The organism is Streptomyces sp. NPDC041108 (assembly GCF_055592645.1).
Genome location: NZ_JBVIYK010000003.1, coordinates 683362 through 702010, shown reverse-complemented (window position 1 = coordinate 702010; position 18649 = coordinate 683362). Strand labels below are relative to the sequence as shown.

Genomic DNA, 18649 nt, shown 5'->3' with positions numbered 1-18649 from the left:
CGTGGGGTAAGGACGCCGACCGCGCGTACGGAACGGGGAGTACGCGGCTGTTCGGTGGACAGTACCGTGATCGGGCGGTCACGCTGGGTCGATGGTGCACGGTGTGGAGTGGGCGGCGCAGGGGCCGGGTGGTGAGCCCGAGTCGTCGGACAGCATGCGGGCGTTCGGGGCGGTGGTGCGGGCGCTGCGCGAGCATGCGGGGGTGAGCCGGGAGGAGTTCGGGGCGCTCGTCCATTTGTCCAGACACTCCGTCGCCTCCATCGAGCTGGGGCGACGGCTCGCGGACCAGCGCTTCGTGGAGCTGGCGGAGGAGGCCACGGGCGGCACGGGGGCGGTTCGGGGGGCGTTCCAACACATGGCTCGGCAGCCGGGGTTGGCGGCGTGGTTCAGGACGTGGGCGAGGCTGGAGCGGGAAGCCGTCTATCTCGCCACGTACGAGTGCCGGTTGGTGCCGGGGCTGTTGCAGTCCGAGGAGTACGCGCGGGCGGTGTTCGGCAACCGGCTTCCGCCACTGTCGGACGAGCAACTGGAAGCGCAGGTCGCGGCTCGTATGGAGCGGCAGCAAATGTTCCGGGAGCGCCCCAACACCTCGTTCACCTTTGTCATGGACGAGCACGTCGTCCGGCGTCGGTTGGGCGGCGTCGACGTCCTGCGAGGGCTCCTCGATCACCTGCTGGCAATCGCCCGACTCCGCAACGTGGAGATCCAGATCGTCCCGCTGGAGTGCGAGGCGCATGCGGGGCTGGACGGCCCACTGGCTCTGCTGGAGACTCCCGACGGGCGGCATCTCGCCTATGCCGAAGGGCAGGAGACCGGGCGGCTGGTGGCCGACGCGAAAGAGGCGGCCGTTCTGCACCGCCGATATGCGACACTCCGCGCACAGGCCCTCACCCCGCTGGATTCCGTGGGCCTGCTGGAGCGGATCAGAGGAGCGCTATGAGCACCACCGGACTGGCCTGGTTCAAGTCCAGCTACAGCGGTACCGAGGGCGGCAACTACGTTGAAGTCGCCCTGGAATGGCGCAAGTCGACCTACAGCGGCACCGCGGGCGACAACTGCATAGAGATCGCCGCCACCCCCACCACCATCCACATCCGGGACTCCAAGGACACCACCCGCCCCCACCTCGGCCTCGGCCCCGCCGCCTGGGCCGCGTTCGTCGTGCACGCGGCGGCCCAGGCGGACTGACCGCCGTCAGTTCTCCACGGCCCGGACCTCCGTCCCGCAGTGCAGCCGGCGGTCCGGGCCGACCTCCCGTACCGCCCCCTCCAGCGTCAGCGCGGCCCGGTGGCGGATGTCCGTGCTCGACGCCCCCAACCGCAGTTCCAGGGCGCCCGGTTCGACCACGAGCCGTCCCGAGCGGTCCGCGAAGGCCGACACGTCGGGGTGGAAGCGGAAGGTCACCCGCTGGGCCGCGCCCGGCTCCAACTCCACGCGCCGGTAGGCGATCAGGCGTACGTCCGGGCGGGTCACCGTGGCCACCGGGTCGTGCAGGTACAGCTGGACGACCTCCGCACCCGCCCGCTCACCCGTGTTGCGGACGGTCACCGACACGTCGTACGTGGTGTCGCCGTCCGTGGTGATCGCGGCGCCCTCCTCCTCGAAGTCCGTCCACGCGAACGTCGTGTACGAGAGGCCGTGCCCGAAGGGGTACAGCGGGGTCGGGTCGATGTTGCTCGCGCCGCCGACGAGGCCCATGGGCGGCTGGAGGTAGGTCCACGGCTGGCCGCCGGGGCGGTCGGGGACGCTGACCGGGAGGCGGCCGGAGGGGGAGATGCGGCCCGACAGCACTCCCGCGACCGACGGGCCGCCCTCCTCCCCGGGGAAGAACGCCTGCACGGTGGCCGCCAGCCGGCCGTTCCAGCGGCCCAGCGCGTAGGGCCGGCCGGTCAGGAGGAGCAGGACCACCGGCGTGCCCGTGGCGACCAGCGCGTCCAGCAGCTTCGCCTGGACGCCCGGCAGCCGGAGGTCCTCCGCGTCGCAGCCCTCGCCGGAGGTGCCCCGGCCGAAGAGTGCGGCGCGGTCGCCGAGGACCGCCACGCAGATGTCGGCCTCGGCGGCGCGGGCGACCGCCTCGGGGAACCCGCCGGTGTCGGCGCCGTCGACCGTGCTGCCGGCGGCGTACGTGACCTTCGCGTCGGGGAGTTCCGTGCGCAGGGACTCCAGGACGGTCGGGATCTCGATGCCGAGGGCGGTGCCGGGGTGGGCGGGCAGGACGTGGGACGGGAAGGAGTAGCAGCCCAGCATGGCCAGTGGGTCGTCGGCGCGGGGGCCCACGACCGCGATCCGCAGGTCGGGGGCGAGCGGCAGCACTGCGCCGGGGTTGTCCAGCAGGACCACCGACTCCTCGGCGAGGCGACGGGCCAGGGCGCGGTTGCGCGGGGGATCCAGGTCGGCTGCGGCGGTGGCCGGCTCGGGGGTCCAGTCCTCGTCCAGGAGGCCCAGTTCGCACTTCTGGAGCAGGACGCGGCGGGCGGCGAGGTCCACCAGGGACTCGGGGACCTCGCCCGCGCGGACGGCTTCCACCAGGGGCTCGCCGTAGCAGCGCGGGCTCGGCAGCTCCACGTCGACGCCGGCGGCCAGCGCGGCATGGGCGGCCTCGGCGCGGCTGCCCGCCACACGGTGGTTGGTCTCCAGGAAGCCGATGCCGAAGTAGTCGGAGACGACCGTGCCGGTGAAGCCCCAGTCGTCGCGCAGGAGTTCGGTGAGCAGGCGCCGGTCGGCCGACACCGGGACGCCGTCCGTCTCCGTGTACGCGGCCATGACCGAGCGGGCGCCGCCCTCCCGCAGTGCCATCTCGAACGGCGGCAGGACCACGTCGGCGAACTCGCGGACGCCCGCGCGTACGGGCGCGTGGTTGCGGGCGCCCACCGAGGCGGCGTACCCGGCGAAGTGCTTCAGCGTGGCCACGATCCCGGCCGACTCCAGGCCCCGCACGTACGCCGAGCCGATGGTGCCCACCAGATACGGGTCCTCGCCCACGGTCTCCTCGACCCGTCCCCAGCGCGGGTCGCGCACGACGTCCAGGACGGGGGACAGGCCCTGGTGGACACCGACCGACGCCATGTCGTGGCCGATGTTCCGGGCCATCTCCTCGACGAGCGAGGGGTCGAAGGTCGCGCCCCAGGCGAGGGGCACCGGGTACGCCGTCGCGCGCCAGCTGGTGAAACCGGCCAGGCACTCCTCGTGGGCGACGGCCGGGATGCCGAAACGGTTCGCGGCCATGATGCGGCGCTGGAAGCGGGCCAGCACCTTGGCGCCCTCCGCCGGGTCGAGGGGGGCCGTGCCGAAGACGCGGGTGAGCTGGCCGAGGCCCCGGGTGATCAGCTCGTCGAAGTCGAACGACTCCGTCATGCCCGCCTCGTCGGGGGCGATGTCCTCACCGTTCGCGTCGTTCTTCACCCACACGCCGTACAGCTGCGCGGTCTTCTCTTCGAGGGTCATCCGGGACAGCAGGTCCTCGACCCGCTCGACGGCGGGCAGGGCGCGGTCACGCCAGGGGGTGGTCATACGACTCCTGTCAGGGGTCGGTGAGTGTCAGGGATGCGGAGAGCGCTCATTTGCCGCCCACACCCATCAGCCCTCCCACCAGCGCCCGCCGCGCCACCAGGTACACGGCGAAGATCGGGATGCCGGAGAGGACGACCGAGGCGAGCAGCGCGGGGATGTTGACGCCGAACTGGCTGACGTAGTTGAAGAGTCCGAGGGTCAGGACGCGTGGGCCGTCGGACTGGGTGAAGATCAGCGGGAAGAGGAAGCCGTTCCACGCCTGGAGCGCGGAGAAGATGACGACCGTGCTGATGCCGCCCTTGGCGAGCGGGATCGTCAGCTGGAAGAGGACCCGCAGCGGTGAGGCGCCGTCCAGGGCCATCGCCTCGTACAGGTCCTCCGAGACGTCTCGCAGGGTGCCGACCAGGACCAGGACGGAGACCGGCATCGCGAAGGCGGCCGTCGGCAGGATGACGGCCAGGAGGGTGTCGTACAGGTCGAGTTTCGCGATCAGCAGATACAACGGCACGACCACCGCCTGCGCCGGGATCGCCACGCCCAGGAGGAACAGGCGGAACGCGGCGTTCGACCAGCGGTCCCGGGTGCGGACGGTGACGTAGGCCAGGGGGATGGACAGCACCAGGACGATGCCCACGACCGACACCGCGACGATCGCCGTGTTGCTCAGCAGATGGCCGAAGCCGCTGGTGAGGACGGTGTTGTAGTTGTCGAGGGTCGGGTCCGTGGGAGGCTTGAGGGGGTTGCCCGTCAGGGCCTTGTCCGCGCCCGTCAGGGACGCCGACAGCATCGCGTAGATCGGGATCAGGACGACGACCAGCCAGACGAACGCGCCGAGGCCCGCGACCGGGTTGGGCCGCCGGGTCCAGTGCCGTCGGCGCCGGGGGGACTCCATGGACGGGCTCCCGTCCGGCTGCCGGGTTTTCGTGGGGCGCGCCAACGTGTCGTGTGACACTCCGTCACATCCCTTCGCGGGTGCTGCGCATGGCGCCGAAGCCCGTCAGCCGGACCAGGACCAGTGAGAGGCCCGTCGCGGCGATGACCAGGAACGACGCGATGGCGCTCGCGTAGCCGAAGTCGTACGTCTTGAAGCCGGCCTCGTACATCAGGTACGGCAGGATCGCGGTGTCCGTGCCGGGGCCGCCCTTGGTGAGGATCAGGACCGTCTCGAAGTACGTCAGCGAGCCGACGACCATCAGGACCGTGGACGTGGTGATCGTGTGCCGCAGCTGCGGCAGCGTGATCGAGAAGAACTGGCGGTAGCGGCCGGCGCCGTCGATGGCGGCGGCCTGGTAGAGGACCTCCGGGATCTGACGGGCCCCGCCCTGGTAGATCAGGGTGTGGAAGGGGATGAACTGCCAGCCGCCGACGAAGACGATCGCGAGGAACGCGCCGCTCTGCGAGCCCAGGGTGTCCGCCTGGATGATGCCGAAGTTCGGGTCGAGCAGGGCGTAGAACAGGATCGCGATGGCGGTGGAGGAGAGCAGGAACGGCACGAAGAAGACCGCGGAGAGGATCGCGCGGTTGCGCTGCCGGCCCGCCGCCCAGACGCCGAGCAGCAGGGCGATGACCGTCTGGAAGACCCAGCTGGCGACCGTCAGGACGACGGTCAGCCAGAGCGACTGGGCCATCCGCGGGTCGTCGAGGAGCTTCTGCCAGTTGTCGAGGCCGACCGGCCGCGGGTCGCCCAGGCCGTCCCAGCTGGTGAAGGAGAGGTAGAGGGCGAGGGCCATCGGGACGACCGCGAAGAACGTGAAGAACAGGACACCGGGAAGGGCCCAGGCGGCGTGCGGACGGCCGGCGCTGCTCGTGCGGCGCGCCGGCTCCTTCCGCGCCGCCGGGGCCTTCTCGACCGTGACGGTCACTTCAGCCCCTTGCACGCCGTCACGAACTCGCTCGGCGAGGACTTGCCGGCGAACAGCTTGCCTATCTCCGTGTGCATCCTGGTGCCGAGCCCGTCGCCGAGCGCCTGGTCCCAGGAGAGCGTGAAGGCGGGGGCCTTCTGCACCATGTCGTACTGGAACTTCGCGTACTCGGGGTTCGGCGCGGAGGCGAGGAGGGCGGACGCGTTCGAGGTGGTCGGTACGTCGCCGTTGTCGATCAGGGCCTTCGCGTACGCCTCCGAGGCGCAGTCCTTGAGGAAGCCGACGGCCAGGTCCTTGTTCTTCGTACGGGCGTTGATGGACCAGTAGTTGGTGGGGTTGCCGACGACGTTGAGGACATCGCCGGTGCCGCCCTCGACGGTCGGGAAGGGGGCCCAGCCGAGGTTGCTCTTGGCGAAGTCCGGGAACTTGCCGAGCTGGGTCGAGTACTCCCAGGAGCCCATCAGGTGCATGGCGGCCTTGCCGCGCGCGAAGACCGCGGGGGCGCCGCCGTTGACGTAGGACACCGAGGTGAACTTGGAGCCGAAGGCGCCGTCGTCGACGAGTTCCCTGACCAGTTCGGCGGCCTTGAGGATGGTGGGGTTGCCCCAGCCGTCAGAGTCGCCGTCCTGGATGCGCTTGAAGACCTGGGGGCCGCCGAGCCGGTCCACCAGGTACTCCAGCCACATCAGGTTGGGCCAGAGGTCGGAGCCGCCGAGGGCGAAGGGGGTGATCCCGGCCTTCTTCAGCTTCGCGTTGTTGTCGAGCAACTGGTCCCAGGTGGTGGGAGGCTGGAGCTTGTGCTCGGCGAAGACGGCCTTGTTGTAGAAGAGGATCACGGGCTGCATGCCGCGCATCGGGATGCCGTAGTGGCGGCCCTTGAGGTCACCGGCGGAGAGGACCGAGGGCAGGAAGCCGTCCTTGAGCACCGGGTCGTCGTCGATGATGTCGGTGAGGTCGACGAGCTTGCCCGCGTCCTCGTAGGGCTTGATCGAGCCGCCGCCCCAGTTGAAGAAGATGTCCGGGGCGCTGGGCGAGCCCATCGCCGTGCGGAGCTTGGGGGAGTAGTCGGAGCCCGGGACCTTCTGCAGCTTGACGGTTCCGCCGGCCTTCTTCGCCGCGGCCGACTTGTTGAACCGGTCGACGCTCGCCTGCTGGACCTTCACCGCGTCGTCGCCGTAGACGAACGCGGTGAGCGTCTTGCCGTCCCCGCCGCCCGCTCCGCCGCCGGAGCCGCAGGCGGTGAGGCCGGTGCCCAGTCCCGCGGTGAGCAACGAGGCGGAACCGGCACCGAGGAACCAGCGCCTGCTGAACGGCCGGGCGCCCGTGCTCGTACCGGCGGCCTGACCTCTACTCGACTCCATGACAGCACCCTTCGCGAATGTTCAGCCGTTCGACAAGACGAATGTTTCGGATGACACTTCGAATGTTCCGGGAACGTATGGCCGCCGAAAGGGTTCGTCAAGAGGTCGTGCAGGGATACGATCCCGCTCATGAAGCCCGCGAAGCCCGAGGAAATCCAGACAAGAGCGCGTGCGTCCCAGTCCACGCAGACCGCCACGCTCGCCGAGATCGCCCGGCAGGCCGGCGTCTCGGCTCCGACTGTTTCGAAGGTGCTCAACGGCCGTGCGGACGTCGCGCCCGCGACCCGCACCCGTGTCGAGGAGCTGCTGCGCGAGTACGGCTACCGCCGCCGGCGCGCCGAGGCGAGCCGGTCACCCCTCATCGACCTGGTCTTCCACGAGCTGGAGAGCGCGTGGGCGATGGAGGTCATCCGGGGCGTCGAGAACGTCGCGCGCGAGGAGGGTCTGAGCGTGGTCCTCTCCGAGAGCGCGGGCCGGCTCACCCCCGGCCGCACCTGGGCCGACCAGGTCGCCGCGCGCCGCCCGCACGGTGTCGTCCTCGTGCTGTCCGGCCTCGACGAGTCCCAGCGCGCGCTGCTGACCAGCCGCTCCATCCCGTTCGTGGTGATGGACCCGGCGGGCGATCCCGGTGACGACGTGCCCTCGATCGGTGCCACCAACTGGCAGGGCGGCCTCGCCGCCACCCGCCATCTCGTCGAACTCGGGCACCGGCGCATCGGCGCCATCAGTGGGCCCTCGCGGATGATCTGCAGCCGCGCCCGGGTCGACGGCTACCGGGCCGCGCTGGAGACCGCCGGGCTGCCGGTCGCCGCCGACCTGATCAAGGCCGGGGACTTCCACCACGAGACCGGCTACCGGCTGGGGCTGGAGCTGCTGCGCCGCCCCGACCGCCCCACGGCCGTCTTCGCGGGCAACGACCTCCAGGCCCTCGGCCTCTACGAGGCCGCCCGCGAACTGGGCCTGCGCATCCCGGAGGACCTGAGCGTGGTCGGCTTCGACGACCTGCCGGTCGCCCGCTGGGTGGGCCCCCCGCTGACGACCGTACGCCAGCCCCTGATGAAGATGGCCGAGGCGGCGGCCCGCCTGGTCCTGGACCTGGGCCGCCAGGACACCTCGGCCACGGCGACCCGGGTGGAACTGGCAACGACCCTGGTCGTCCGAAGCAGCACGACAGCACCCCCGGCCCCCTGAAGGAGCGCGGGAAACGGCGCGAGAAGCCACGACGGCGCGGCGGTCGGCAACGCTCCGTACTCGGCAGACGCGCTGCCGTTCCTCTAGGGGTGCGGGGAACTGCGCGACGAGCCACGACGGTGCGACCGCCGACCACGGACCGCACCCGGCACACCCACACCCGCCCCGAGCGGAACGCCCTGGCCGGAAGTTGATGTATTGACGAGTGGCACAACCCTCTCCACACTCCTCCGCAGTCAATCGGATGCACAACCGAAACTTTCGGAGGCACCCGCAATGAGAACCCCCAGAACCCCCAGGCGTTCACGTCTCACCCCGCTGCTCGCCACGCTCACCGCCCTCGCCGCCGCCCTGATCGCCGCCGCCCCCACCGCCCACGCCGCCGACCCGCCCCTGCGGGACCTCGCCGCCGCCAAGGGCAAAGGCATCGGCACCGCGGTGACCGGCTCCAAGCTCACGGGCACCTACGGCGAGACCGCGGCCCGGGAGTTCAACTGGCTCACCCCCGGCAACGCCATGAAATGGGCCTCCGTCGAGCCCGCCCGGGGCAACTTCAACTGGACCGAGGCCGACCGGATCGTCGACTTCGCCGAGGACCACGACCAGGACGTACGCGGCCACACCCTGGTCTGGCACAGCCAGAACCCCGACTGGCTGCAGAACGGCACCTGGACCCCCGCACAGCTCGGCCAGCTGATGAAGGACCACATCGCGCTGGAGGTCGGCCGCTACAAGGGCCGCCTCGCCGCCTGGGACGTGGTGAACGAGCCCTTCAACGAGGACGGCACCTACCGCCAGACCCTCTGGTACAACGGCCTCGGCACCGACTACATCGCCCAGGCCCTCACCGCCGCCCGAGCCGCGGACCCCGCCGCCGAGCTCTACATCAACGACTACAACGTCGAGGGCGTCAACGCCAAGAGCACGGCCCTCTACAACCTGGTCCGCGACCTGAAGGCACGCGGCGTCCCGATCGACGGCGTCGGCCTCCAGGCCCACCTGATCCTCGGCCAGGTCCCCGCCACCCTCCAGCAGAACATCCAGCGCTTCGCCGACCTCGGCGTGGACGTCGCCATCACGGAACTCGACATCCGGATGCAACTACCGGCCACCCAGGCCAAACTGGCCCAGCAGCGCACCGAGTACGACGCCGTGGTGAAGGCATGCGTGGCCGTGACCCGCTGCACCGCCGTCACGGTCTGGGGCTTCACCGACTCCGACTCCTGGATCCCGGACACGTTCCCGGGAGAGGGCGCGGCCACCCCGTACGACGAGAACTACGCCCCGAAACCCGCCTACCACGGCATCGTGACGGCCCTCGGCGGCACGGTGACCGAACCCCCGGTCCCGGCCGGCTGCTCGGCGGCGTACACCGTCGCCAACCAGTGGAACACCGGCTTCACCGGCAACGTGACGATCCGCTGCGCCGCCGGCTCCTCGCTCTCCTCCTGGCGGGTCACCTGGACCTTCGGTGCGGGACAGCAGGTCTCCCAGGCCTGGAACGCGAGCTGCACCCAGACCGGCGCGGCCGTCAGCTGCTCCAACGCCTCCTGGAACGGCGGCGTGCCGAGCGGCGGTTCGGTGAGCTTCGGTTTCAATGGCACCTGGAGCGGCACGAACCCGGTGCCGACCGTGACCCTGGGCTGAGAAGCCCGAGAAATCTGAGAATTTCCGAAGGAACGGCGACAGGTAGTTCCTCGCCGTAATAATTCGGACGTACGTTCATGTGTGTGACTGGTGAAGGAAACGGGCGCGGGGACGTCAACGGGGGCACGGCCACGGCCAGAGCCACGAGTACGGGCACGGGCACGGGCCCGGACACGGACGGACGGCGGCGCCGGCTGAGAATCGCCGGCTTCGCCCTCGCCGGCGTCCTCGTGCTCGCCGCGAGCGGGCTGGGCTGGACGTTCTGGCGGCTCAACACCAACATCAAGGGTGTCGACATCAACACCGCGCTCGGCGACGACCGCCCCGCGAAGATCACCTCGACGGCCGCCCCCGAGGCGTCGGCCACCGCCGAGCCCCTGCCGAGCGGCGCGCTGAACATCCTGGTCCTCGGCTCCGACTCCCGCAGCGGCAAGGAGAACGCCGCGCTCGGCGGCGGCGACGAGGGCGCGGGCGCCCGCTCGGACACGGCGATGGTCGTCCACGTCGACGAGGGCCGGACCGAGGCGACCGTCGTCAGCATCCCCCGCGACACCCTGGTCACCCGCCCGTCCTGCCCGCTGGAGTCGGGCGGGTCGACGGCGGTGGCGTACAACGTGATGTTCAACAGCGCGTACGCGGTCGGCGGCCCGGTCTGCGCGGTCAAGACGGTCGAGTCGATGACGGACGTCCGCATGGATCACTACATGGAGATCGACTTCGCCGGCTTCGCCCAGCTCGTCGACGCGCTCGGCGGGGTCACGGTCACGACGGACGAGGACATCGACGACGCCGACAGCCACCTGAAGCTGGCCGCCGGCACCCACCACCTCGACGGCGAGCAGGCGCTCGCCCTCGCCCGCACCCGCCACGGCATCGGTGACGGCAGCGACCTCGGCCGTATCGGCCTCCAGCAGAAGCTGGTGAAGGCCCTGCTGGACCAGATCTCCTCGACCGACCTCCTGACGAACCCCGCGCAGCTCTACCGGGCCGCCGACGCCGTGACCGCGAGCCTGACGACGGACACCGGCCTCGCCTCGATCACCGACCTGGTGCGCCTCGGCCGGAGCCTGGAGGGCCTGTCCTCCGCCGCCACCACGACGGTGATGATGCCGGTCGCACCGGCCCCGTACGACAACAACCGGGTGGTGGCACGGGAACCCGAGGCGAGGAAGCTCTGGGAGTCGCTGAAGTAGCGGGCGGTCGCTGCAGCGAGCCGGGGCGAAAAACTTTTCCCGGGAATTCCGGCGGCCGTGTCGATCCGGGGTGCGGCCGTTCGACGCATGGGTGAGAGTCGGGGAGAAGCCCCGGCCGCCGACGTACCAGGAGTCACCATGCCGCGCTATCTGTCGATGGTCCGGATCGACGAGACGAACGCCCCCGCCGAGGGCCCGAGCCCCGAGCTGATGCAGCGGATGGGGGACCTGATCGAGGAGATGACGAAGGCCGGCGTGCTGCTGGACACCGCCGGTCTGTCACCGACCGCGCAGGGCACGCGGGTGCACTGGGAGAGCGGGAAGCTCTCCGTCACGGACGGGCCGTTCACCGAGTCCAAGGAGGTCGTGGGCGGGTACGCCATCATCCAGGCCAAGGACATGGCCGAGGCGATCGAGTGGACCAAGCGGTTCCTGAAGGTGCACGAGGAGCACTGGACGGTCACCTGCGAGGTGCGGGAGATCATGGAGCCCTGAGCCCGCTCGGCGAGGGCGCCGTCCCCGGGCGAGATCACCGCCCTCGCCCGCCAGGCCGGGCTCCAGCCGACCGAGGGCGCCCCGGTGCTAGACGCTCAACCGCATTCTCGACGGAGACGACGACGGCTTCTACGTAACCATCAAGTAGCGGAGTGGATGCAAGGCAGCCCTGGGGGGCGTACCCCCCAGGGCCCACTCTCACGTCTGCTGGGGCCAGAACTGCACGAGGTAGCGCTCGACGCCCTCGGCGATGCCTTCCTCCTCGATGACGCGGGCCACCTCATCTCGGCCGGAGCAGTAGACCCGCACATGCCAGGCCCGATCGGGAGCCCCCAGCTCGATCACATCCTCAATCGGGCCGTACGCCACCGCCCACACCTCCAAGGTGCCCGTCGCGGACCGCACGGTGGTGTCGGCTCGCTGGTCCCACACGCGACTGGTGTCCAGGGGCGGTTCACCGTCCCACACCTGAGCGGTCATCGTCGGCGTGTGAGTATGACCAGCACTCTCGATATCGACCCGCCCAGGGTGAGCAGTTACGAAAACACCCTCGTCCATGAGGCGGCCACCTGGATACGCAACCTGGGCGGACTCCGCATCCTGGAGGCACATCCCGTAGAAATCCACCTCGGGTTCGAGTTCCTGCTCCCGTACCATCCGGGGCTCAGACATGGCACTCCTACTCCTCGATCGCCGCCTCTGCGCGCCTGAGCGCGAGGTATGCCTCTCGCTCAGGCCGGACGAACACCTTCAAGCCCACAGCCTTACCCCAGCACAAGCGACTCGTCGCCGAAGTCGGCCACGAGCTTGAGCTTTCCGCCGAGGGCTTCGACGTGGCGGCAAGCGTGTCGACCTCGGAGCGGCTGAGCACGCCCCTTTCGACGGCCGAGACACGCCCCTGGGTGACGCCGAGGATCTCGGCCACCGCCATCTGCGCAATCTGCGTCATGTGCCGGCGCTTACGGAGAGCTGGTGGACACCCCGGCACCACCACCGACGCCGCCTTTACGGGCCTGAGCGAGAGGCCTACCTCGCGCTCAGGCCCAGACGGACACCCTCAAGGCCGACCTTGCCGCCGCCGACCCGGATCACGGCGATCCGCTATCCGCTAACGCCGGCGTGGACCGTGGCCGGTACGGCAGCGCGGGCAGCGGCACGGGGGCCACCCGTGGGACACCGGCGGGAGTGTGGCCGCGCCGGGGGCGTACGCGGTCGGCTCCGCCACGCCGACCCGGCGCCCGTCTCCGTCGAGGCGGTAGACGCTGAGGGTCAGGCGGGAAGCGCCCGGTTCGGGGGGTGTTCCGGCATTCACCGTTCCTCCCCCGGCCCGTGCGTGCGGGACGGGCACGGGCGGCGCCTCATCGGCAGGAAGCCGACCGCCCTGGGCAGCGGCACGTCGCGGGTCAGACGGCACGCCTCGCGCACCGGGTCGTGCCACGGGGTGCGGTCGAGGGTCGGCACCCCGACCGTGTGCCCGCCGCTCGCCTCTCGCCCTCCCCGCGGCGGGCCGCGGGCGGCAGCGACAGCACATCCGGCACGTGCGGGAAGTGCGGGGCACAGTCCGGGCACGCGTACACCGTGAAGCCAGGACCGGAACCCTGGTGCACCACCGAGACGACGACCGGCGCATCAGTGATCGCGCAGCAGCGGACACACATACGCACCGGCACACGCGTCCCACCCGGGACGGCCTCGGGGCGCTCGCTCTGCTCACTCGGCCCACTCATGAGGCCACCGCCTCGGCGCCCACCACATGCAGGTCGAGGTCGATACCGAAGTCCGCCGCGAGAACCATGGCGACCCGGCGCCGCCGCTGCCGCGCCCGCTCACACTCCTGCGCCCGCTCCCGCTCGGCGAGAACGACATACGGCCGGACCACGGCCGTTGCCTCACCGGGCAACGGCTCCTCCAGACCGTACGGCGACCGCCGCAACGGGGGCCAGGGCGCAGCCGCGCCGGGCGCCTCCGGCTTACGCGCGAGGGCCTGCATGGCGGGGGGCGTGTGCCTGCCCTGCGTCTGCCGGTACCGGGGGCGAGCACGCCCAGGGCCCAGCGCACAAGCGCGTGGATAATGCTCACTGTCATCAGCTCCTCAGAGGCTGGTGGCCATGCCCCGCTCGACTGCCACGAGGATCGCCTCTCTGGCCCTGTCGTTGAGGTCCGTCGGCTCGAGCCCGGCTGCAGCGGCGAGCGTGTGCCAGCCCATGCAGACCTGACGCCGGGCGGCGTCGATCAGTGCCCGTCGAACGGCTACCACCACGGCTCCCTTGGTGGTCCCGAGCTTGGACCAGCGCACGCGATCGTCCTCAGCGGGAGCGGTTCTGGCTACGGATACGGCTTGTGTGCCCCGCGCGTAGGCACGGTCGATGGCGGCCCGCCATGCTGCTTCTACGGTCGGGGTGGCAGCGTCGGGCTTCCAGCCCAACTCCGTCAGCACGTCGCCGAAGAACGGGGACGGACCTGATGCTTGCCCGTCCGCCTTAGCCAGAGCTGACAACATTGGTGTCTGATGGTGGGCTGTGACCCCACAGCCCACCTCCGCGTCCGGTCCCGCCCCCGCGTCCCGGCCCGCCTCCGGCGTGGCCGTCGAGACCGTCTTCCGCATGGAGTCGCCCCGGATCATCGCCGGGGTCGCGCGGATCGTGCGGGACGTCGGGATCGCGGAGGAACTGGCTCAGGACGCGCTGGTCGCGGCGCTGGAGCAGTGGCCGCGGGACGGGGTGCCGGACAATCCGGGCGCCTGGCTGACGGCCACCGCCAAGCACCGGGCGATCGACCTCGTGCGCCGCCGGGAACGGTACGCGCGCAAGCTCGCCGAGGTGGGCCGGGACCTGGAGGCGGCGGGACCGTACCTCGACCGGCCGTCCGACCCGGACGACATCGACGACGACCTGCTCCGCCTCGTCTTCACGGCCTGCCACCCCCTGCTCTCCGCCGAGGCCCGCATCGCCCTCACCCTCCGCCTCCTCGGCGGCCTGACCACCCCCGAGATCGCCCGCGCCTTCCTGGTCCCCGAGCCGACGATCGCCCAGCGCGTCGTCCGCGCCAAGCGCACGCTGGCCACGAGGAACGTCGCCTTCGAGGTGCCGTACGGTCCCGACCGCGAGGCCCGCCTCGACTCCGTGCTGGAGGTCATCTACCTGATCTTCAACGAGGGGTACGCGGCCACCGCCGGCGACGACCTGCTGCGCCCGGCCCTGTGCGAGGACGCCCTCCGGCTGGCCCGTGTGCTGGCCCAGCTGATGCCGAAGGAGCCCGAGGTGCACGGCCTGGCGGCCCTGCTGGAACTCCAGGCGTCACGGGCCGCCGCCCGCACGGACCCCTCCGGGGAGCCGGTCCTGCTCGCCGGCCAGGACCGCCGCCGCTGGAACCGCCCGCTCATCGCCCGGGGCTTCACCGCCCTCGGCCGTGCCACCGCCTGCGCGCCGGGCGCCCCGGGTCCGTACGCCCTCCAGGCCGCCATCGCCGCCTGCCACGCCCAGGCGTACACCTACGAGGAGACGGACTGGCCGAAGATCGCCACCCTGTACGCCCTGCTGGCCGCCCGCGCCCCGTCCCCCGTGGTGGAGCTGAACCGCGCGGTCGCCGTCTCCATGGCCGAGGGCCCCGGCCCCGCCCTGGAGATCGTGGACGGCCTCGCCGCCGCACCCGCCCTGCGCGACTACCACCTGCTGCCCAGTGTCCGCGGGGATCTGCTGCGGCGGCTGGGCCGGACGCAGGAGGCCCGCGCCGAGTTCGTACGGGCGGCCGGGCTGGCGCGCAACGAGCGGGAGCGGGCGTTGCTGCTGGCGCGGGCGGAGGAGGCGGGCGCCTGAGACGGGTTGCCCGAGGCGGGTCGCCCGAGGCCCGCGGGGGTCAGGCGGGCCGGCCGATCAGCATCGTCGGCGCTCCCGCGACCCGGGTCAGGAAGACCGTCGCCGAGTTGCGTCCCTGCGGCTTGACCTTCTTGCGCAGTTCCTCCGGCTCCACGGCCGACCCCCGCTTCTTCACGGTCAGGATTCCGACCTCGCGCTCCCGCAGCAGCGCCTTCAACTTCTTCACGCCGAAGGGGAGCTGGTCGGTGATCTCGTATGCGGTGGCGTACGGGGTGACATGGTGCTCGTCGGCGGTGATGTAGGCGATCGTGGGGTCGATCAGCCCGCCCGCCAGGTCCTGCGCGACCTCGGCGACCAGGTGGGCGCGGATGACGGCGCCGTCGGGTTCGTACAGGTAGCGGCCGACCGGGCGGACCGGGGGGTCGGGCAGCATCGTGCCGGGGCAGGCCCGGACACCCGCCCCCGCGGGCAGCAGCATCGCGCGCCGCGCGCCCGGCGTGCCACCCTCGCGGAACCACAGCACGGCCTCCTTCACATCGCCGCCGTCCGAGATCCACTCGGCCTCGGCGGCCGGGGGGATCGCCTCGTGCGGGATGCCGGGCGCGATCTTCAGCGCGCCCAGCGGGGCCCTGAGCGCGGCCGACACGGCCCAGGACAGGGGCGGGGAGTAGGCCTCCGGGTCGAAGATCCGGCCGCGCGCGGAGGACCGCCGGGCCGGGTCGACGAACACGGCGTCGAACCCGGCGGTGTCCACCTCCGTCACGTCCGCCTCGCGCACCTCGATCAGATCGGCGAGGCCGAGCGCGTCGGCGTTGGCGCGGGCGACCGCCGCCGTCAGCGGGTCGTGGTCGACGGCCAGCACCCGGATGCCGGCGCGCGCCATCGCGATCGCGTCCCCGCCGATTCCGCAGCACAGGTCGGCGACCGATCGCACGCCGAGCGCCCGGAAGCACTCGGCCCGGTAGGCCGCCACGGACGTCCTGGTCGACTGCTCGACGCCGTTCGGCGTGAAGAACATCCGCCCCGCGTCCGCCGCGCCGAACTTCGCCGCCGCGCGCTGCCGCAGCCGTGCCTGGGCGAGGGCCGCGGACACCAGGGGCGCCGGGTGGTCCCGGCGCAAGCGGGTCGCCACGGCCAGTTCCCGCGCCGGTTCGGTGTCGCGCACCTCGTCGAGGAGGGCGCGGCCCTCGGGGGTGAGCAGGGGGGCGAGGAAGGCGGCGGGGTCCAGGTCGTTCACCGGGCCATTGTCGGTCAGGGGGAGGGGGCGTGGGCCAGTCGGTGGACGGTGGGGGCCGGACGGCGGTGTCGGGGCCGTGGGGAGGGGCCGCCCTGCGAGGATGCGGCGCCATGCGACTCGTACGACAAAATGATGTAAAGAGTGCGAAGCGGGCGAGTTTCTGGGGAGGGGGCGGTGTGGTCCGGGGCGGCGTCGCCGTGCTCGCCGCCGCGGTCATCGTGTCCGGGTGTGCCGGGGGAGGCGGGGAGGGCGCCAGGGAGGGCGCGGCTGGGCGGGAGGGCACCGCGGGGCCCGCCCATGGCCAGGAGCGCGGACAGCGGCCTCTCGAAGCGCCGGGCGCCCGTGCCCTCGGCGCGTACGCCGGGAAGCTGCGCCGGGCGCACGCCGCACGGGTCGCCGCGGCGAAGCGCTGGGGGCTGGCCGGGGTGCCCCTGCTCGCGCCGGCGCCTCCGGCCCAGAAGCCGGTGCTCCGGACGCGCAAGGGGTTCGAGGTCGACGGCCACGAGGAGGACGGACTCCCCCCGGTCCTCACCACCGTCCCCACCCGCGACAGGATCCTCTTCCTCACGATCGACGACGGCGCCGAGAAGGACCCCGCGTTCCTGCGGATGATGAGCGAACTGCGCGTCCCGTACACCGCCTTCCTCAGCGACTACCTGATCAGGGAGGACTACGGCTACTTCGCCCGGATGCGGGACCGGGGCGTGGCCCTCGACAACCACACCCTCAACCACCGCCATCTGCCCGCGCTCTCCCCCGCCGCCCAGAAACGCGAGATCTGCGGCATGCAGGACGTGATCGAGAAGCGCTACGGCAAGCGGCCCAGGCTCTTCCGGCCGCCGTACGGCAGCTACGACCGGGACACCCTGCGCGCCGCCAAGTCCTGCGGGATCGAGGCCGTCCCCCTCTGGAACGAGGAGGTCTTCGTCGACCGCTGGGAGCACCGCGAAGCGGACCGCCGCCTGCGCCCCGGCGACATCGTCCTCAGCCACTTCCGGGGCAGGTCCGACGGGAACGGCACCATGCCCGACATGGTCCGCCGCTTCCTGGACCGGGCCACCGCCGAGGGCTACGCGGTGGCGAGGCTGGAGGACTACCTGTGACGGCCGGCGGGGCGCGGGGGCGTACGCCGGGCTCCCGCGTCCGTTCCGCACTCGCCGCGCTCCCGGCCCTGGCCGTCCTGCTCCTCGCCGGGTGCGCGGCCGATCCCGCCGGCCGCGCCGCCCGGCCGGCGGCACCCGGGGCCGAAGCGACGCCGCACGACCGCCGGCCGGCGTGGGGGACGAGGCCGCCCTCGGCCCCGGCGGCCCGGACGCCACCCTCGGCGACCGCGCCCGCGAACGGTCGGGGTCCGGTCCCGGACACTCTCGGCGCGGACGGCGCCCGCGCTCCCGGACACCCGCATCCGCACCCCCACGCACACCCCCACGCACACCCCCACGCACCCCCGTACCGCCGCTGGGGCCTCACCGCCCCCCTCGCTCCCCCGCCCCGGAATCCCGACCGGCCCTCCCGGCTCGGCGCCGCCGGCCCGGGGCTGCCGCCCGTCGTCGACCGGGTGCCGACCCGGGACAAGGTGGTCTTCCTGACGTACGACGACGGCGCGGAGAAGGACCCGAGGTTCGTCGACATGGTGCGTGAGCTGCGGCTGCCGGTGAGCATGTTCCTGACGGACAGTGTCGTGGGGCCGGGATACGGCCACTTCGCCCGGCTGCGGGCCGTCGGGGCGACCGTGCAGAACCACACCCTCGACCACACCGCCCTGCGCGGCCTGCCGTACGCGGGACAGCGCGCCGAGATCTGCGGCCAGCAGCACAAGCTCAGACAGCGCTTCGGCGCCCGGCCGACCCTCTTCCGCCCGCCCTACGGGGTCCACGACGCCACCACGCTCCGCGCCGCCGCCGACTGCGGCATCGCGGCCGTCGTCCTGTGGCGCGCGTCCATGCAGATCAACGACCTCCGCTACGCCGTCGGCGACCGCCTGCGCCCCGGCGACATCGTCCTGGCCCAGTTCCGGGGCCCGGACCAGCTCGAGGGCGCCACCCTCACGGAGATGACGACGCGGCTGCTGCGCCGGATCCAGGAGCAGGGCCTCACGGTCGGCCGCCTGGAGGACTACCTCTGAGGCACCGTCGCGGCAGCGGCAGCGGCAGCGGCAGCGGCAGCGGCAGCGGCAGCGGCGGCGGCAGGGGCAGGGGCAGCGGCCCGGCGGCGGCACGGGCAGGGGCTCCCGGGAAGCCCGCCGGCCACCCCTCGCCGACCCGCCGCGACCCACTCGATTAGCAGTCCGCTTGACCGAGTGCTAATCACAGTCATAGTCTCAGGTCTGGCACTCCCC

18 protein-coding genes are annotated in these 18649 nt (G+C 72.0%); 9 read left to right on the top strand and 9 right to left on the bottom strand.

Going from position 1 to position 18649, the window contains the following annotated elements; all coding sequences use genetic code 11:
• The first annotated feature begins 91 nt into the window (after positions 1 to 91).
• Together ACZ6BB_RS12595 and ACZ6BB_RS12590 are read left to right on the top strand one after the other, a co-directional pair.
• Complete coding sequence (locus ACZ6BB_RS12595; protein WP_471615226.1) at positions 92 to 940, top strand: helix-turn-helix domain-containing protein; 849 nt, start codon at positions 92 to 94, stop codon at positions 938 to 940.
• Positions 937 to 1188 carry a DUF397 domain-containing protein gene (locus ACZ6BB_RS12590; protein ID WP_471615225.1) on the top strand — a complete coding sequence of 84 codons (252 nt, stop codon included), beginning with the start codon at positions 937 to 939 and terminating at the stop codon, positions 1186 to 1188. The genes ACZ6BB_RS12595 and ACZ6BB_RS12590 overlap by 4 nt, the downstream gene beginning before the upstream one ends.
• 6 nt (positions 1189 to 1194) lie before the next feature.
• Here the strand turns inward: ACZ6BB_RS12590 and ACZ6BB_RS12585 are convergent, their stop codons facing one another.
• From ACZ6BB_RS12585 to ACZ6BB_RS12570, 4 genes are all read right to left on the bottom strand, one after another.
• A complete protein-coding gene (locus tag ACZ6BB_RS12585) occupies positions 1195 to 3510 on the bottom strand; it encodes a beta-xylosidase/alpha-l-arabinosidase (protein ID WP_471615224.1) in 2316 nt (771 codons plus the stop codon).
• A gap of 46 nt (positions 3511 to 3556) precedes the next feature.
• Positions 3557 to 4402 (bottom strand): carbohydrate ABC transporter permease, encoded by an 846-nt coding sequence (locus ACZ6BB_RS12580; protein ID WP_471615223.1) that lies wholly within the window; start codon positions 4400 to 4402, stop codon positions 3557 to 3559.
• Positions 4403 to 4466: 64 nt separating this feature from the next.
• Entirely contained in the window at positions 4467 to 5372 is a 906-nt protein-coding gene (locus ACZ6BB_RS12575; protein ID WP_471615222.1) for a carbohydrate ABC transporter permease, read from the bottom strand.
• A complete protein-coding gene (locus ACZ6BB_RS12570; RefSeq protein WP_471615221.1) occupies positions 5369 to 6733 on the bottom strand; it encodes an ABC transporter substrate-binding protein in 1365 nt (454 codons plus the stop codon). The genes ACZ6BB_RS12575 and ACZ6BB_RS12570 overlap by 4 nt, the downstream gene beginning before the upstream one ends.
• A 129-nt stretch (positions 6734 to 6862) precedes the next feature.
• On the opposite strand from ACZ6BB_RS12570, the gene ACZ6BB_RS12565 reads away from it, so the two are divergent.
• The 4 genes from ACZ6BB_RS12565 (at position 6863) to ACZ6BB_RS12550 (ending at position 11259) form a co-directional block, all read left to right on the top strand.
• Positions 6863 to 7924 (top strand): LacI family DNA-binding transcriptional regulator, encoded by a 1062-nt coding sequence (locus tag ACZ6BB_RS12565; protein ID WP_471615220.1) that lies wholly within the window; start codon positions 6863 to 6865, stop codon positions 7922 to 7924.
• 276 nt (positions 7925 to 8200) lie between these two features.
• Positions 8201 to 9571 carry a glycoside hydrolase family 10 protein gene (locus ACZ6BB_RS12560; protein ID WP_471615219.1) on the top strand — a complete coding sequence of 457 codons (1371 nt, stop codon included), beginning with the start codon at positions 8201 to 8203 and terminating at the stop codon, positions 9569 to 9571.
• 77 nt (positions 9572 to 9648) lie between these two features.
• Complete coding sequence (locus ACZ6BB_RS12555) at positions 9649 to 10764, top strand: LCP family protein (protein WP_471615218.1); 1116 nt, start codon at positions 9649 to 9651, stop codon at positions 10762 to 10764.
• 138 nt (positions 10765 to 10902) lie between these two features.
• Entirely contained in the window at positions 10903 to 11259 is a 357-nt protein-coding gene (locus ACZ6BB_RS12550) for a YciI family protein (RefSeq protein ID WP_471615217.1), read from the top strand.
• A 198-nt stretch (positions 11260 to 11457) separates the two neighbouring features.
• Here ACZ6BB_RS12550 and ACZ6BB_RS12545 read toward each other — a convergent pair whose 3' ends face one another.
• From ACZ6BB_RS12545 to ACZ6BB_RS12530, 4 genes are all read right to left on the bottom strand, one after another.
• Positions 11458 to 11739, bottom strand: a complete 282-nt coding sequence (locus ACZ6BB_RS12545) for a hypothetical protein (protein ID WP_471615216.1) — start codon at positions 11737 to 11739, stop codon at positions 11458 to 11460.
• Positions 11740 to 11938: 199 nt separating this feature from the next.
• The gene (locus ACZ6BB_RS12540; RefSeq protein ID WP_471615215.1) at positions 11939 to 12208 is read right to left on the bottom strand and encodes a helix-turn-helix domain-containing protein; all 270 of its coding nucleotides are present in this window, start codon (positions 12206 to 12208) and stop codon (positions 11939 to 11941) included.
• A 774-nt stretch (positions 12209 to 12982) separates the two neighbouring features.
• Positions 12983 to 13249 carry a hypothetical protein gene (locus ACZ6BB_RS12535; RefSeq protein ID WP_471615214.1) on the bottom strand — a complete coding sequence of 89 codons (267 nt, stop codon included), beginning with the start codon at positions 13247 to 13249 and terminating at the stop codon, positions 12983 to 12985.
• A gap of 102 nt (positions 13250 to 13351) precedes the next feature.
• A complete protein-coding gene (locus ACZ6BB_RS12530; protein ID WP_471615213.1) occupies positions 13352 to 13555 on the bottom strand; it encodes a hypothetical protein in 204 nt (67 codons plus the stop codon).
• Positions 13556 to 13778: 223 nt separating this feature from the next.
• Between ACZ6BB_RS12530 and ACZ6BB_RS12525 the strand changes: the two genes are divergently transcribed.
• Positions 13779 to 15074: an RNA polymerase sigma factor gene (locus ACZ6BB_RS12525; RefSeq protein ID WP_471615212.1), complete on the top strand. Its 1296-nt coding sequence runs from the start codon at positions 13779 to 13781 to the stop codon at positions 15072 to 15074.
• Between the two features lie 40 nt (positions 15075 to 15114).
• Here ACZ6BB_RS12525 and ACZ6BB_RS12520 read toward each other — a convergent pair whose 3' ends face one another.
• Positions 15115 to 16311 (bottom strand): class I SAM-dependent methyltransferase, encoded by a 1197-nt coding sequence (locus ACZ6BB_RS12520; protein ID WP_471615211.1) that lies wholly within the window; start codon positions 16309 to 16311, stop codon positions 15115 to 15117.
• 110 nt (positions 16312 to 16421) lie between these two features.
• Here ACZ6BB_RS12520 and ACZ6BB_RS12515 point away from each other — a divergent pair, with 110 nt between their 5' ends.
• Positions 16422 to 17414 carry a polysaccharide deacetylase family protein gene (locus ACZ6BB_RS12515; protein WP_471615210.1) on the top strand — a complete coding sequence of 331 codons (993 nt, stop codon included), beginning with the start codon at positions 16422 to 16424 and terminating at the stop codon, positions 17412 to 17414.
• Positions 17411 to 18436, top strand: a complete 1026-nt coding sequence (locus ACZ6BB_RS12510) for a polysaccharide deacetylase family protein (RefSeq protein WP_471615209.1) — start codon at positions 17411 to 17413, stop codon at positions 18434 to 18436. The genes ACZ6BB_RS12515 and ACZ6BB_RS12510 overlap by 4 nt, the downstream gene beginning before the upstream one ends.
• The last annotated feature ends 213 nt before the right edge of the window (positions 18437 to 18649 follow it).